The organism is Streptomyces sp. P9-A2 (assembly GCF_036634175.1).
GTDB classification, from domain to species: domain Bacteria; phylum Actinomycetota; class Actinomycetes; order Streptomycetales; family Streptomycetaceae; genus Streptomyces; species Streptomyces pratens.
Window position 1 is genome coordinate 6716911 of record NZ_JAZIFX010000001.1, and the last position, 14916, is coordinate 6731826.

Here is a 14916-nt window from a genome sequence, read left to right on the forward strand (position 1 = left end):
CTCAGTGCTGCTGCAGCACCACCGCCGACTCGCCGGGCAGGTGCAGCACTCCGTCCGCGCCCGGTGCCCCGACGGGCTCCCAGGCGGCGAGTACGCGCGCGTGCGGGACGCCCAGCGCGATCGCGGCCGACTCACCGGCCAGGTTCACGGCCACCAGCACATCCCCGCGCCGGAAGGCGAGCCAGCGCCGGTCCTCGTCGAAGACCACCTTGGTGTCGGCGAGGTCGGGGTCGGTGAGGTCCGGCTGCGCGTGACGCAGCGCGACGAGCTGCCGGTACCAGGCCAGCACACGCGCGTGGGGCTCGCGTCCCGGCTCCGACCAGTCCAGGCAGGAGCGGTCGCGGGTGGCCGGGTCCTGCGGGTCGGGCACGTCCGCCGCGGCCCAGCCGTGCGCCGTGAACTCCCGCCGCCTGCCGTCGCGCACGGCCTGGGCGAGTTCGGCGTCGGTGTGGTCGGTGAAGAACTGCCAGGGCGTGCCCGCCGCCCACTCCTCGCCCATGAACAGCATCGGCGTGAACGGGGCGGTCAGCGTGAGGGTCGCGGCGCAGGCCAGCAGGCCGGGGGAGACCAGCGCGGCCAGCCGGTCGCCCCGGGCCCGGTTGCCGATCTGGTCGTGGGTCTGGCTGTAGCCGAGGAGCCGGTGCCCGGCGATCCGCGTACGGTCCAGGGGCCGCCCGTGCCGCCGGCCGCGGAACGAGGAGTACGTGCCGTCGTGGAAGAAGCCGCCGGAGAGCGTCTTGGCGACCGCCGCGAGCGGGGCGCGCGCGAAGTCGGCGTAGTAGCCCTGCGACTCACCGGTCAGCGCGGCGTGCAGGGCGTGGTGGAAGTCGTCGTTCCACTGGGCGTGCAGTCCGTGACCGCCGTCCGCGCGGGGCGTGACGTACCGGGGGTCGTTCCGGTCCGACTCGGCGATCAGGAACAGCGGCCGGCCGGTGTCGGCCGACAGGGCGTCCACGGCCGCCGCCAGCTCCTCCAGGAAGGGGTAGGCGCGGGTGTCCGCCAGCGCGTGCACCGCGTCCAGACGCAGCCCGTCGATCCGGTAGTCCCGCAGCCACGCCAGCGCGCTCCGGACGAGATACGTCCGCACCTCGTCCGAACCGGGGGCGTCCAGGTTGACGGCGGCGCCCCACGGAGTGTGATGGGTGTCGGTGAAGTACGGGCCGAACCGCGGAAGATGATTCCCGGACGGCCCCAGATGGTTGTGCACCACGTCGAGGACGACGCCCAGACCCAGGGAGTGCGCCCGGTCGACGAACCGTTTCAGTGCCTCGGGGCCCCCGTACGGCTCGTGCACCGCCCACAGCGAGACCCCCTCGTACCCCCATCCGTGACGGCCGGGGAAGGGACACACCGGCATCAGCTCCACATGGGTGACGCCCAGCCCGGCGAGATGCTCCAGCCGCTCGGCGGCGGCGTCGAACGTGCCCTCGCGCGTGTACGTGCCCACATGCAGCTCGTACAGGACGGCGCCGGGCAGTGGACGACCCTCCCAGGCCGCGCGCCAGGCGAACGCGTCGTGGTCGACGACGGCGCTCTCCCCGTCGGGCCCGTCCGGCTGCCGGCGCGAGCGCGGATCGGGCAGTACCGGCCCGCTGTCCAGCGCGAAGCCGTACCGGGAGCCGTCCCGCGCGTCCGCCTCACCCCGCCACCATCCCTCCCGTTCCGGGTCGCGCGTCAAAGCGCGCGTGACGCCGTCGCACTGGAGCGTCACCTCGTCGGCCTGCGGTGCCCACACCTCGAACTGCACGGACGGTTCCCCTTCGTCTGCTCACCGTGATGTAGCTCGTCCATCGTGCTGCATCGGGGATCGATCCGCCGGTGAATGTTCCCTTTGCGGTGGTGTCGCCGCCTCGGGAGCGGAGTGGCCGTACGGTGCTTGTGTCGTCTCCTGGACAGTGCGGCCCGTGCTGGCCGACAATCAGCAGTGTGACGTCGTCATTCGAGTTCAACACGTACCCCGCGCGGCTCTCCGACGTGGAGCGCGACAAGGCGCTGAAGGTACTGCGGGACGGCGCCGCGGTGGGGCGGCTGTCCCACGACACGTTCATCCGGCGCATGGAACTGGTGCTCGCGGCCCGGTGCCCCGACGAACTCGTCCCGCTCACCGCCGACCTGCCCACCGAGGGCCGCGTCTCGCGCCTGCTGTTCTCCTCCGTGGAGGCGGTCTCCGGGTTCACGGTACGGCTGCGCGGGGCCTGGCGGGCCGAGCGGCTGCCGAAGCTGCTGCTGCCCCATCCGGCGACCACCCATCCGCTGCGCATAGGGCGCGACCCCGCCAACGGGCTGAGACTCAACCACGAAACGGTCTCCCGTGTGCACGCGGAACTCCGTCAGCAGGGCGGCCTGTGGGTGCTGCGCGACCTCGGGTCCACCAACGGCACGACGGTGAACGGGCGTCGGGTGGTCGGCGCGGCCGTCGTCCGGGAGGGCGACCAGATCGGCTTCGGACGGATGACGTACCGGCTCACGGTGAACTGACCGCCCGCGCACGGCCGGACGCCGTCCGAGTGCGGCGCCGGACAGCGACTGCGGCCGGCCGGGCCGTGTCCGTTTGCGGCCGGACGACCGCGGCGTCCAGGGGCGCGGCGTCTATGGCCGCGACGGAAGATCGTCGAACTCCCTTTGCCTTCCATGGTGTTGACGTATCTCCCGAGATCATGACTCACCGTAGGAGTCTCGCGCACTCCCCGTGAGAGGCGAGTTGGCGAACCGACGGTGCCACTTCGTGGAGGGTGTTCCCTGCCACCTTCCTGTGCCACCGGCTGGTCACGACCGCCGGCCGCGATCCGGCGGGGGTACCGCCGGAACCGGAACCGGGCCGGCTCATCGACGCGCGGTGCGCCAACCACCACGACACCCACGGGACACGCCGGATCCCGGTCGCACGGCGGGTCGAGTACCAGGCGCGGTTCGTGGTCGCCGTGTTCGAGCCGGCCGTGCGACGCCCGGACGCGCCTTCCCGTTCGGGTGAGCCGGGCTGGGGTTCCGGCACCGTCGTGCCGATGTATCCGGAATGACGTACACCTCACTGAAAGCGGTACGGGGCGCGCTGCTGGCGGCGACCGCCCTCCTCGCCTGGCTCGTGCCCACCCCCGCGCAGGCGGACCCGGCCCTCCGGGGCGCCGACACCTCCGACACCTGGCTCGTCCTCGGCGTCGACCAGGGCGAGACCCGGACCGGTACGGCATCCGGCAACCTGCTCCTCTGCGACCCGCCCCAGGGCCACCCGCGCGCGGCCGACGCCTGTGCGGAACTCGACGCGGTGAACGGGCGCATCTCCGGCATCCCGGCCCGGGACACCTACTGTCCGATGGTCTACGCCCCGGTGACCGCACACGCGCACGGGCAGTGGCGGGGACAGCCGGTCGAGTACACGGAGACCTTCTCGAACCGGTGCGCGATGGAGGCCCGGACCGGCTCCGTATTCGCCCTGGACGGGCCACAGCCCTCATGAGGCCCCGGGAGCGGGCGGGTCAGCCCGCTCCCGTACCCGTACCCGCGCGGGCGTGCAGTGCCGCCGCCACGACCGTACGGACCTGATGTTCCACCTGGTGCGCCACGGGCACCCAGCGGGCCCGGAAGTGCACGGCGAACGAGTCGCTCCACAGGGCGACCAGGTGCTCGAGCCGTGCCGCCGCGTGCGGGTCGCTCTCCCGCAGCTCCCGCAGCAGCATGGCCGCCGCCCGCAGCGGCACCCGGCGCGTGAACGCGTCCACGCTGCCCACGTACGCCCTGGTGCCGTCGGGCGGCAGGGTGCGGACCAGGTCTGAGGCCAGCCCCGGAACCAGCTCCAGCCCCCAGGTGGCCGCCCGCAGCAGCGGACCGCCGGCGGTACCGGCGTCCTCCATGGCCCCGGGCCGGGCCTCCTCCAGCACCTTTCGCACCTCGCGCGCGTCCCGCAACAGCCGGTCCGCGAGATGCCGCAGCGCCTCGGCCGGAGCCGGGTGCGGCTCCGGATCGTCCACCAGTCCGCCGGCCCACATCGGTACCTCGACGACCGCCGTCAGGCCGCCGTACCGGTGGGGGCGGTACCAGGTGCTGTGCCGCGCGTCGTCCGGCAGGCTCGGATACACCGGCCCGGCCTCCGCCGCGGGCATCACCCGCACCCCGGGACCGGACACCGGCCAGCCCGCCGCGTCCGAGGCGCCCGTCTCCACCGGGATGTGCAGCTCCGCGGCGGACTTACCGAACGGCTCGGCGAGCCCCGGCACGTCCCTCGTCAACTGGACCCAGCTGCCGCCCAGATCGGTCCCGTGCAGCGACACCTGGAGGTAGGGCCGCAGCTCGTCGATGACCCCGGTCAGGGCCAGGGTCTCGGGCGGCAGCCGGTCGGGCGGCAGGACCGACGGGGCCCACTCCGGCTGTTCCCGGCCGGCGGGACGGAAGAAGCCCAAGTGGTAGTCGTACAGGCTGTCCGGCTCCGTCGCCGTGTGGAGGCTCGCCCCGTCGGGGTCCGCGCACAGCAGGAAGTGCCAGGACGTGTCGTCCCGCAGCTCCCGCTCCACCACGACCCGCCGGGCCAGCGCGAGCAGGGTGCCCCCACCGGCCGGCTCGTTGGCATGGGCGCCCGCGACCACCAGCACGGCACGCCGGGCGTGGCCCACGGACAGCAGGTACAGCGGCCGCCCCGCGCGGGAGAGTCCCACCTGCCGCAGGACGCACAGGCCGGGCCGCCGGGCCGTCAGCGCGCGGGAGGAGGAAACGAGTTCGGCCACCGTCGGGTAGCGCAGCTCCGGCAGGAGACTCACCCCCCGTCAACCACCCGTCGTCGCACATCGCAGTACCCCACGGGCAGGGACCGGTGTCAAGGGTGCGACGGGGGAGGCCCGGGAGAGGCCCCGGGGGCGTCCGCGGTCCATATGACCGGCATCTGCGCCGCCCTGTCCCATCCGGGCGGGGTCCTATGCCGCGTCCGGCTCCCCTGCGCGTTCCAGCAGCGCCACCGGTGACCGCTCGAACAGCTCCGCCACGCGCGCGTGTCCGGTGAACTCCCGGCCGGGCTCCAGCACGTCGGCCCACCGGCCCGGTGGCAGCGCCAGCCGGGTCTCCCGCCAGCCACCTGCCTCCGTCAGCCGCAGCGACAGCCGGGTCACGGCGGTCAGCACCGCACCGGACCGTACGAACGCCACGCAGTGCGCCGCCCCGGGTCCCTCGGCGGCCAGCGGCTCGTACGACGCCGTGTCACCGAACACCCCGGGCCGCCGCCCCCGCAACCGCAACGCGGCCCGCGTCACCGCCGCCTTGCCGCTGCCGCTGCCGTGCTCCTCGTCGTCCGCGTCGTCCGTCTCCCCGGCCGGGAAGTCCACCGTCCGCCGGTTGTCCGGGTCCACCAGAGCCCGGTACTCGAACTCGGTGCCCTGGTAGACGTCGGGCACACCCGGCATCGTCAGATGGGCCAGGGCGGCGCCCAGCACGTTCGCGCGGATGTACGACTCCAACGAGGCCCGGAACCGCGCTACCCGCTCACCCGTGTCCCCGCACGGTCCCGCCGCCACGAACCGGGCCACCGCCTCCTCGTACGCCGGTTCCTGCTCCGTCCAGTTCGTGTACAAGCCTGCCTCGCGCACATGCTTGAGCAGCGCCCCCGTCACCCGTTCCGGATCCGCCGGGCCCAGTCCGAACACCGTCTGCCAGGCCGCCCACGCCAGCTGCGGGTCCGGTACGCCCTCGCCGACGTGGGTCACCTCCGCCAGGACGTCCGCCCACCGTCCGGGGCACTCGGTGAGCACATGGAGCGCGGCCCGCACATCGGCGCTGCGCTTGGTGTCGTGCGTGGAGACGACGGTGCCGGTCGCCGGCCAGTCGCGCTGCACGCGCGCGCAGTACGCGTGGAACCGCTCCGGGGACAGCGCCGGAGCGCCCGGGTTCTGGCCCACCTCCGTCGCCGACAGCAGCGGCGTGTAGCGGTAGAACGCCGTGTCCTCCACCGATTTGGCCCGCAGTGCCGACGCGGTCTGCGCGAACCGCGTACGGAACTCCACCTGCCCCGGCCCGTCGCCGTACCGCCCGAGCACCAGATCCCGTACGACGTCCACCGCCCCGGCCTCCTCGGGGACGGCGAAGGCGCGCCGGGCGCCGGCCGCGGCCTCCTCGGTGACCACACCGGCCGGGTCCACGGAGGCGTAGGGCCGGTACACCTCGAGCCGGACCAGTAGTTCCTCGAGCGCGGTGCGCAGGGCCCAGGGCGCGCGGTCGCGCAGCGCGGGTTCGGGGGAGGCCGCGCACACGCGGTGAGCCACCCGGGTCAGCCGGTCGACCTCGGTGGTCAGCTCGTGCGTGAGCACCTTGTACGCGGCCCGCCGCACCGTCGCCTCCCACTCGCCGCCCCGGTCCGGCTGCGGCGCCGTGAACCGCCGGTACTGGCCGAGCAGTTCCCCGGCCCCCGCCGGGTCCGTGAACAGGCCGTCCACGTGCCGCAGGGCGTCGTACCCGGTGGTGCCCGCGACCGGCCAGGAGGCGGGAAGCGGCTCGCCGTCGGCGAGGATCTTCTCCACCACGGTCCAGCGGCCCTCGGTCGACTCGTGCAGCCGCCGCAGATACCCGTCCGGGTCGGCGAGCCCGTCCGGGTGATCGACCCGCAGTCCGTCGACGACCCCCTCGCGCAGCAGCTGGAGGATTTTGGCGTGGGTGGCCTCGAACACCTCGGGGTCCTCCACGCGCACGCCGATCAGCTCGGAGATGCTGAAGAAGCGGCGGTAATTGAGCTCGGTGCGGGCCAGCCGCCACCACACCGGGCGGTACCACTGGGCGTCCAGGAGCTGCGGCAGCGGAAGGCGGGCGGTGCCCTCGCGCAGCGGGAACGCGTGGTCGTGGTAGCGCAGCACATCGCCGTCCACCTTCAGACGGTCGAGCTCCGCGCCGAGCGGTCCGCCCAGCACCGGCAGCAGCACCTGGCCGCCCTGCGCCTCCCAGTCGATGTCGAACCACCGTGCGTGGCGCGACGAGGGGCCCTCGCGCAGCACCTCCCACAGGACCCGGTTGTGGCGCGGGGACATCGCCATGTGGTTGGGCACGATGTCCACGACCAGGCCGAGACCGTGCTCCCGCGCGGTGCGCGCCAGGCCCCGCAGTGCCTGCTCGCCGCCCAGTTCCCCGCGCACGCGCGCGTGGTCCACCACGTCGTAGCCGTGCCGCGAGCCCGGCACCGTCTCCAGGACCGGCGACAGGTGCAGATGGGACACTCCGAGCGAGGCCAGGTACGGCACGGTGGCCGCCGCGGCGGCGAACGGGAAGTCGGGCTGCAACTGCAGCCGGTACGTGGCGGTGGGCACCGCGGGCTCAGGTCGCTCAGGAGTCATGCAGACCACGTACCCGCCCTGGTGCCCTTCCTGTCAACAGTCCCTCCGCTGCCGCGCCACCGTCAGCGTCGTCCCTCCCCGCCGCTGTCCGTCACACCGGCCGCCGGAGCACCGTCAGGCTCCGGTCCGTCAGGGTCAGCCGGGTGCCGGCTCGTACTTCCGGTCCGGTGCCCGGCGGTATGCCGTCCTCGCGTGCGGTGTCGACGACCACCTGCCACTGCCGGCCGTGGCCGACGGGCACCACGAACTCCAGCGGGCCGGGGGAGGCGTTGAACATCAGCAGGAACGAGTCGTCCGTGATCCGCTCCCCGCGCCGGTCGGGCTCCGAGATCGCGTTGCCGTTGAGGAACACCGTCAGCGCCGAGGCGCGCGCCTGGTCCCAGTCCCGCTGGTTCATCTCCGTCCCCTCGGGGGTGAACCAGGCGATGTCGGACAGATCGTCGTGGGTGCCCTCGACCGGCCGTCCGTGGAAGAAGCGGCGCCTGCGGAAGACCGGGTGGTTCTTGCGCAGCCACACCATCGCGCGGGTGAAGGCCAGCATCCGCAGGCGGGCGTCGTCACCGCCGTCCCTGCCGGTGTCACCGTCGCCTCCGCCGTCCCCGCCGGTGTCGCCGTCGTGCGTCTCCCGCTCGTCCCGGCCCTTCCGGCGCCGCTGCGCCTCCCGCTCCGAGGGCCAGTCGAGCCAGGCCAGTTCGTTGTCCTGGCAGTAGGCGTTGTTGTTGCCGCCCTGGGTGCGGGCGACCTCGTCGCCGTGGCTGATCATCGGCACGCCCTGGGACAGCATCAGCGTCGCGATGAAGTTCCGCATCTGACGGTCCCGCAGCCGTAGCACGTCCGGGTCGTCGGTCGCGCCCTCGACGCCGCTGTTCCAGGAGCGGTTGTGGCTCTCGCCGTCCCGGTTGTCCTCGCCGTTGGCGGTGTTGTGCTTGTCGTCGTACGAGACCAGGTCGTGCAGGGTGAAGCCGTCGTGGCAGGTCACGAAGTTGATCGAGGCCAGCGGGCGCCGCCCGTCGTCCTGGTACAGGTCGGAGGAGCCGGTCAGCCGGGAGGCGAACTCGGCGAGCGCGCGCGGCTCGCCCCGCCACAGGTCCCGCACGGTGTCCCGGTACTTGCCGTTCCACTCGGTCCACAGCGGCGGGAAGTTGCCCACCTGGTAGCCGCCCTCGCCCACGTCCCAGGGCTCGGCGATCAGCTTCACCTGGGAGACCACCGGGTCCTGCTGCACCAGGTCGAAGAACGACGACAGCCGGTCCACCTCGTGGAACTGCCGCGCCAGGGTCGCCGCGAGATCGAAGCGGAACCCGTCGACGTGCATCTCGGTGACCCAGTACCGCAGTGAGTCCATGATCATCTGGAGGACGTGCGGGGACCGCATGAGCAGGGAGTTCCCGGTGCCCGTCGTGTCCATGTAGGAACGGGGGTCGTCGGTCAGCCGGTAGTACGAGGGGTTGTCGATGCCCTTGAAGGACAGCGTCGGACCCAGGTGGTTGCCCTCGGCGGTGTGGTTGTAGACGACGTCGAGGATGACCTCGATCCCGGCCTCGTGCAGCGCTTTCACCGCCGATTTGAACTCCAGTACCTGCTGACCGCGGTCGCCCCAGGACGCGTAGGCGTTGTGCGGGGCGAAGAAGCCGATGGTGTTGTAGCCCCAGTAGTTGTTCAGTCCCATGTCCACCAGCCGGTGGTCGTTGACGAACTGGTGAACCGGCATCAGCTCCAGTGCCGTCACCCCGAGTTCGGTCAGATGTTCGATCAGTGCCGGGTGTGCGAGGCCCGCGTAGGTGCCGCGCAGTTCCTCCGGCAGTCCCGGATGGCGCATGGTGAGACCCTTGACGTGCGCCTCGTAGATCACCGTGTGGTGGTAATCCGTCCGGGGCAGGCGGTCGTCGCCCCAGTCGAAGTACGGGTTGACCACGACCGACGTCATCGTGTGCGGCGCGGAGTCCAGGTCGTTGCGCCGTTCGGGAGCGTCGAAGTGGTAGCCGTAGACCTCCTCGCCCCAGCGGACCGACCCGCTGATCGCACGCGCGTACGGGTCGAGCAGCAGCTTCGCCGAGTTGCAGCGCAGCCCCCGTTCGGGGGCGTACGGCCCGTGGACGCGGAAGCCGTACCGCTGTCCCGGCATGATGCCGGGCAGGTACGCGTGCCGTACGAACGCGTCGCTCTCGCGCAGTTCGACCGCCGTCTCGGAGCCGTCGTCGTGCAACAGGCACAGCTCCACTCGGTCCGCGGCCTCCGTGAAGACCGCGAAATTCGTGCCGGCGCCGTCGTACGTGGCACCGAGGGGATACGCCTCGCCAGGCCAGACCTGCATGGACACGACTCTTCCAGGTGTACGGCTCCGGTGGGGGCGCCTTGGCCCGGAGCGTCGGCGTGTCGTCCTGTCGCGGTGCTCCTGTCGTACCGTTCGCCGGGCCGGTGGCCGTGCCGTCGCCGCGCCGCCGCCGACGCGCCCTCCCGGGGTGGATTCCGGTTGTCCGTGAGTGCGCCGGGGACGCAACATCTGTGCGTGTCCTGTGACTTCGTCCACTTCCGGCGGACGGGCATACCAGAACAGTGGTGTGGAATGGGGAAGTTGAGAAACGACACCGTCATCAGGCTGCACCGCACACCACAAGCGGAGTACTCTCCTTGATCGTTGGGGCTGGGAGTGCTCGGGGGAGTGGAAGGCGGTGCGCGGGTGGGCTCGGGAGGGCTGGAGCTGCCCCCTGGTGGCGAGGGTCACGAGGGGAACTCCACGGACGTCCCGCCCGGTGCGGTGTCCTTGGCGCGGCCGATGGACGCGGGCTCGATCGGGCCGGACCTGGACTGGGGCGTCGACGCCTGGCGCGAGGTGCGGACCCGTGCCCAGCGGGCCGGTCGCGCCTACATATGGCTGAACCTGGTCGAGCAGCGGCTGCGCTCGGTCGTGGCCGCCGTGCTGCGGCCCGTCTACGAGCCCGTCCACGGCGACGACTGGGTGATCGCCGCCGCCGGACCCGCCGGACAGGAGTGGGTGCAGCGCGCGGTCGCGGTGCGCGAGGTCAGCCGCCGCAAGGGCTATCTGCTCGACCCGGCCGACGACAACGTCCTCTCCTTCCTCACGCTTCCGCAGCTGCGCGAGCTGATGGTCCAGCACTGGCCCTGTTTCGAGCCGTACTTCGACGATCGCCGGGACGTCGAGCTCGCCCTGGACGAGCTCGAGGTGACCCGCAACGTCGTCTCCCGCAACCGGGCACTGTCCGAGGCGGTGCTGAACCAGGCCGAGCGGGCCTCCGCGCGGCTGCTGGAGATGCTCGGCGCGGACGGGGACGTCCCGTCCGCCCGCCGGCTGCCCGTCGACGCGGTGGAGGACCTGGTCGGTGACCGGTACGCGGACGTGGTCGCCGTCCACCCCGACCGGGTGCGGCTGCTGCGCCAGTTCCCGGCCGAGGACATCTTCGGCGGTGCCCGCCGCCTGGACGCCATCGGCATAGGCCTCAACCTGCTGGTGCAGAACTTCTCAGGGCGCCGCCTGGTGCGGCTCGCCGAGGCCGGCTGCCGGGTGCGGCTGCTGTTCCTGAACCCGGCCTCCAGCGCGGTCAAGCGCCGCGAGCGCGAACTCGGTCTCAAACGCGGGGAGCTGGGCCGCGCGGTCGAGATGAACATCCTCCACATGCGCCGGGTGCGCTCCCGGCTGCGCGACCCGGGTGCCTTCGAGATCCACGTGTACGACGAAACGCCCCGCTGTACGGCGTACCTCGTCGACGGGGACGGCGCCGACGGCGTCGGCGTGGTGCAGAACCATCTGCGCCGGGCCCGGGGGATGGAGGCGCCGGTGCTGGTGCTGCGCAACGGCGACAAGGTGGTCAAACCGGGCGAGGTAGAGGAAGGCGGACTGTTTCCCACGTACCGTGAGGAGTTCGAGCAGATGTGGGTGGATTCGCGCCCGGTGTCGTGAACCGTCCGTGATCACGAACGGAACGCGACCCCCGGGTTGTCAGTGGTGCGTGCGAAGGTAGGAATCACTGGGGGAACGCACCGCACAGAAGGGGGCCACCCATGGGCTGGCACCGGGAGTCACTGATCGGCTTCGGCCCGGAAGCGACGGGCACCGACCCGCGCGAGGCACGCATCGTCACGGGAGCCGTGTGATGAGCTGGATCACCGGGCCCTTGGCGGCCTTCGACCTGGAGACCACGGGTACGGACATCGAGACCGACCGCATCGTCACCGCGGCGGTCGTGCGACTGGAGCCGGACGGGGCCGTCTCGGAGGAGCGGACCTGGCTGCTCGATCCCGGGGTGGCGATACCCGAGCAGGCTTCGGCGATCCATGGCATCTCGACGGACCACGCCCGCGAGCACGGAGCCCCGCTGCCGTCCGCGGTCGAGGACATCGCGCAGGCCCTCACCGGGATCCTGCGCTCGGGGACGCCTCTGGTCGTGATGAACGCGCGCTACGACCTGTCACTGCTGGACCGTGAGTGCCGGCGGTACGGGCTGGAGTCGGTCGCCGAGCGACTGGGCGGCGTGCCCTCGCCGGTCATCGACCCCCTGGTGCTCGACAAACACGTCGACACGTACCGAAAGGGGAAGCGCGCCCTGCACGCGTTGTGCGCGCACTACGGCGTGTCGCTCGACGACGCACACGATGCGAGGGCGGACGCGGTGGCCGCCGCCCGTGTGGTGCGACGCATGGGCGAGAAGTACCAGCGCATCGGGACGATGCCCTTGGCGGACCTGCACGAACTCCAGGTGCGCGCGGCGGCCGCGCAGTCGGCCTCCCTGCAGGCGTATCTGCGGCGGACCACGAACCCGACGGCAGTCGTCGAGCCGGCCTGGCCGGTCGTCCCGAGGAACCGGCAGCCCGGACCGGCCGAGGCACCCCGGGAGCGGGAGCCCGGCGGCCGGGCTGCTGCACCGCTGTCCAGGACCGCACCCGGGCGAGCGACTTAAAGCCTGTCCGGTGGGTCATGCCAAAGACGCGGGGGCCGGTACGCGCTTCTCCGCCTCGCGACCGCGCGCACCGGCTCCCGCTCGCCCCGGCTGGACGGAAACCGTCAGTTAGGGCCTCACCCGCGATAGTGAGCGGGCTCCCGACGCCCTGCGGCTTCGCCTCCGGCGTTGTCGTCGGTCGCGATGGCTCCGCCATCACTCCCTCCTCCGCCTTGGAGGCGAAGCCGCATGACGCCGCTCGCTGATCCACTCCCCATCACGGGTGAGGTCGTTACCTCCGGCCCGGTCCGCCGGACGGGCCCCGGGGAGAGCGCGGAGCCGTCTTCGCCGGTGGCTTTCCCCATCGCGCGGTTCCGCGCACGGGCAGCTGCCTGCCGGCCGTACTCCGGATTCCGTGTTCCGGACCGGATCAGAAGGGGTACCAGCGGACCGTCGGGTCGCCGTCGCGCAGGGAGGCCACGCGGCGCTCGAACTCGGCCAGGGCCTTCGGATTGCTCGGGGCGTGCTGGGCGACCCAGGCGCAGCTGGCCGTCTCCCGCGCGCCGCGCAGCACCGCGCAGCCCTCCCACTCGCGCACGTCCCAGCCGTAGGTCTCGGTGAAGGACGTGTACGCCTGCGCCGGCAGCCCGTAGCGGTCGTGGGAGAGGGCCATGACCACCAGGTCGTGCTCGCGCAGATCGGCGGAGAAGGTCTCCAGGTCGACCAGGACCGGCCCGTCCGGCCCGACGTGCACGTTCCGGGGCAGCGCGTCCCCGTGGATCGGGCCCCGTGGCAGGTGGGGTGTCAGGGCCGCGGCGGCCGCCGCGAAACCGTCCCGCCGCTCCCGCAGGTACGCCGCGTCCTCGGGGTCGATCACCCCGCCGGCGAGCCGCAGCCAGCGTTCCACACCGCCCAGCAGTTCGCGGGGCGGCAGCCCGAAGGCGGGATCGGGAAGGGCGTGGACCACCCGCAGCAGCGCGGCCAGGTCCCCGGGCCCGGCGGGCCGCACCGGGTCGGGCAGCCGGTGCCAGACCGTCACCGGGTGGCCGTCGACGAGCAGGGCCCGTGCCGCGGCCGCCCGCACCGCCGGCACGTCCTCCTCGGCGAGCCACAGCGCGATCGCCAGCTCCCGGCGGGCGCGCTCCAGCAGGCCGCTGTCGCGGCCGACCTTGACGACCAGGTCACCGGCGGCGAACACCGCGTTCTCGCCCAGGGCGAGCAGCCGTGCCTCCCCGGCCGCGCGTCCCGGCAGCACGTCCGCCGCCGCCAGGACGTCCCGCGCCCGTGCCTCGTCCATCCGCCCGCCTCCGTGACTGTGCCTGCGCCTGTGCTCATGTGTGCCGTCGGTCAGTCTCCCATTCGCACAGGTCGGCGGCGTGCGCGGTGCCCGCCGGCGGTGGGCCGGGGGCGGGGCGGCTGTCGTGGGGGACGTCGGCCATCCCCAATCGATTGCACGAGACGTATCGTCTCGTTTAGGGTTCGGGGTATGACCAGCCCCGCGCACATCGCCATGTTCTCCATCGCCGCCCACGGCCACGTGAACCCGAGCCTCGAGGTGATCCGCGAGCTCGTGGCGCGCGGCCACCGGGTGACGTACGCGATCCCTCCGGCCTTCGCGGACAAGGTCGCCGGGACCGGCGCCGAGGTGAAGCTCTGGAACTCCACCCTCCCCGGACCCGACGACGATCCGGAGGCCTGGGGCAGCACCCTGCTGGACAACGTCGAACCGTTCCTCGCCGACGCCGTCCAGGCTCTCCCGCAGCTGACGAAGGCGTACGAGGGAGACACCCCCGACCTGGTGCTGCACGACATCACCTCGTACCCGGCGCGCGTGCTCGGCCACCGCTGGGGCGTGCCCGTGGTCTCCCTCTCGCCGAACCTCGTCGCCTGGGAGGGCTACGAGAAGGAGATCGGCGAACCGATGTGGGAGGAGCCGCTCAGGACCGAGCGCGGCCGGGCCTACTACGCACGCTTCCACGCCTGGCTGGAGGAGAACGGGATCACCGAGCACCCCGACCCATTCGTGGGCCGCCCCGCCCGGTCCCTCGTCCTGATCCCCAAGGTGCTTCAGCCGAACGCGGACCGGGTCGACGAGAGCGCGCACACGTTCGTCGGCGCCTGCCAGGGCGACCGCGGTACGGAGGGGGAGTGGCAGCGGCCGGCCGGTGCGGAGCGGGTCGTCCTGGTGTCGCTCGGATCGTCGTTCACCAAGCAGCCCGGCTTCTACCGGGAGTGCGTCAAGGCGTTCGGCGACCTGCCCGGGTGGCACCTGGTGCTCCAGATCGGCAAGCACGTCGACCCCGCCGAGCTGGGCGACCTGCCGGCGAACGTCGAGGTGCGGTCCTGGGTGCCGCAGCTCGCGGTCCTGAAGCGGGCCGACCTGTTCGTCACCCACGCGGGCGCCGGTGGCAGCCAGGAGGGGCTGGCCACGGCCACGCCGATGATCGCCGTACCGCAGGCCGTGGACCAGTTCGGCAACGCGGACATGCTCCAGGCCCTCGGCGTCGCCCGGCACCTCCCGGCCGGGGAGGCCACCGCCGAGACCCTTCGCACGGCCGCCCTCGACCTCACCGGCGACCCCGAGGTCGCCCGCCGGCTGGACGGGATCCGGGCCGGAATGGCCGAGGAGGGCGGCACCCGCAGGGCGGCCGACCTCATCGAGGCGGAGCTGCCGCGGCGCGGCCGGTGAGAACGTGAGGAGGGACACGGCTGAAATGCCGTGC

At 72.6% G+C, this 14916-nt stretch carries 10 protein-coding genes and 1 pseudogene; 6 read left to right on the forward strand and 5 right to left on the reverse strand.

The genetic code is table 11. The features are described from left to right. Window position 1: 1 nt before the first annotated feature. Window positions 2-1747, reverse strand: coding sequence for a malto-oligosyltrehalose trehalohydrolase (treZ, locus tag V4Y04_RS30400; RefSeq protein ID WP_332431577.1), 1746 nt, complete (start codon window positions 1745-1747; stop codon window positions 2-4). Window positions 1748-1926: 179 nt separating this feature from the next. On the opposite strand from treZ, the gene V4Y04_RS30405 reads away from it, so the two are divergent. The 3 genes from V4Y04_RS30405 (at window position 1927) to V4Y04_RS30415 (ending at window position 3454) form a co-directional block, all read left to right on the forward strand. Beyond that, complete coding sequence (locus V4Y04_RS30405) at window positions 1927-2478, forward strand: DUF1707 and FHA domain-containing protein (RefSeq protein ID WP_332431578.1); 552 nt, start codon at window positions 1927-1929, stop codon at window positions 2476-2478. 254 nt (window positions 2479-2732) lie between these two features. Next, complete coding sequence (locus V4Y04_RS30410; protein ID WP_332431579.1) at window positions 2733-3017, forward strand: hypothetical protein; 285 nt, start codon at window positions 2733-2735, stop codon at window positions 3015-3017. After that, window positions 3014-3454, forward strand: a complete 441-nt coding sequence (locus V4Y04_RS30415; protein WP_332431580.1) for an SSI family serine proteinase inhibitor — start codon at window positions 3014-3016, stop codon at window positions 3452-3454. Before V4Y04_RS30410 ends, V4Y04_RS30415 begins: the two co-directional genes overlap by 4 nt. Before the next feature lie 19 nt (window positions 3455-3473). On the opposite strand, the gene V4Y04_RS30420 is transcribed toward V4Y04_RS30415, so the two are convergent. The 3 genes from V4Y04_RS30420 to glgX form a co-directional block, all read right to left on the reverse strand. Beyond that, the gene (locus V4Y04_RS30420) at window positions 3474-4748 is read right to left on the reverse strand and encodes a M14 family zinc carboxypeptidase (RefSeq protein WP_332431581.1); all 1275 of its coding nucleotides are present in this window, start codon (window positions 4746-4748) and stop codon (window positions 3474-3476) included. 153 nt (window positions 4749-4901) lie between these two features. Continuing rightward, window positions 4902-7298: a malto-oligosyltrehalose synthase gene (treY, locus tag V4Y04_RS30425; RefSeq protein WP_332431582.1), complete on the reverse strand. Its 2397-nt coding sequence runs from the start codon at window positions 7296-7298 to the stop codon at window positions 4902-4904. A 91-nt stretch (window positions 7299-7389) separates the two neighbouring features. Further along, entirely contained in the window at window positions 7390-9612 is a 2223-nt protein-coding gene (glgX, locus tag V4Y04_RS30430) for a glycogen debranching protein GlgX (RefSeq protein WP_332431583.1), read from the reverse strand. 336 nt (window positions 9613-9948) lie between these two features. On the opposite strand from glgX, the gene V4Y04_RS30435 reads away from it, so the two are divergent. Both V4Y04_RS30435 and V4Y04_RS30445 read left to right on the forward strand, forming a co-directional pair. Then, the gene (locus V4Y04_RS30435; protein ID WP_332433044.1) at window positions 9949-11217 is read left to right on the forward strand and encodes an SAV2148 family HEPN domain-containing protein; all 1269 of its coding nucleotides are present in this window, start codon (window positions 9949-9951) and stop codon (window positions 11215-11217) included. Window positions 11218-11410: 193 nt separating this feature from the next. Then, window positions 11411-12214 (forward strand): exonuclease domain-containing protein, encoded by an 804-nt coding sequence (locus V4Y04_RS30445; protein ID WP_332431584.1) that lies wholly within the window; start codon window positions 11411-11413, stop codon window positions 12212-12214. Between the two features lie 409 nt (window positions 12215-12623). Here V4Y04_RS30445 and V4Y04_RS30450 read toward each other — a convergent pair whose 3' ends face one another. Further along, window positions 12624-13490: an aminoglycoside phosphotransferase family protein gene (locus tag V4Y04_RS30450; protein ID WP_332431585.1), complete on the reverse strand. Its 867-nt coding sequence runs from the start codon at window positions 13488-13490 to the stop codon at window positions 12624-12626. A gap of 140 nt (window positions 13491-13630) precedes the next feature. On the opposite strand from V4Y04_RS30450, the pseudogene mgt reads away from it, so the two are divergent. Continuing rightward, window positions 13631-14882: pseudogene (gene mgt / locus V4Y04_RS30455) on the forward strand (macrolide-inactivating glycosyltransferase). Window positions 14883-14916 lie beyond the last annotated feature (34 nt).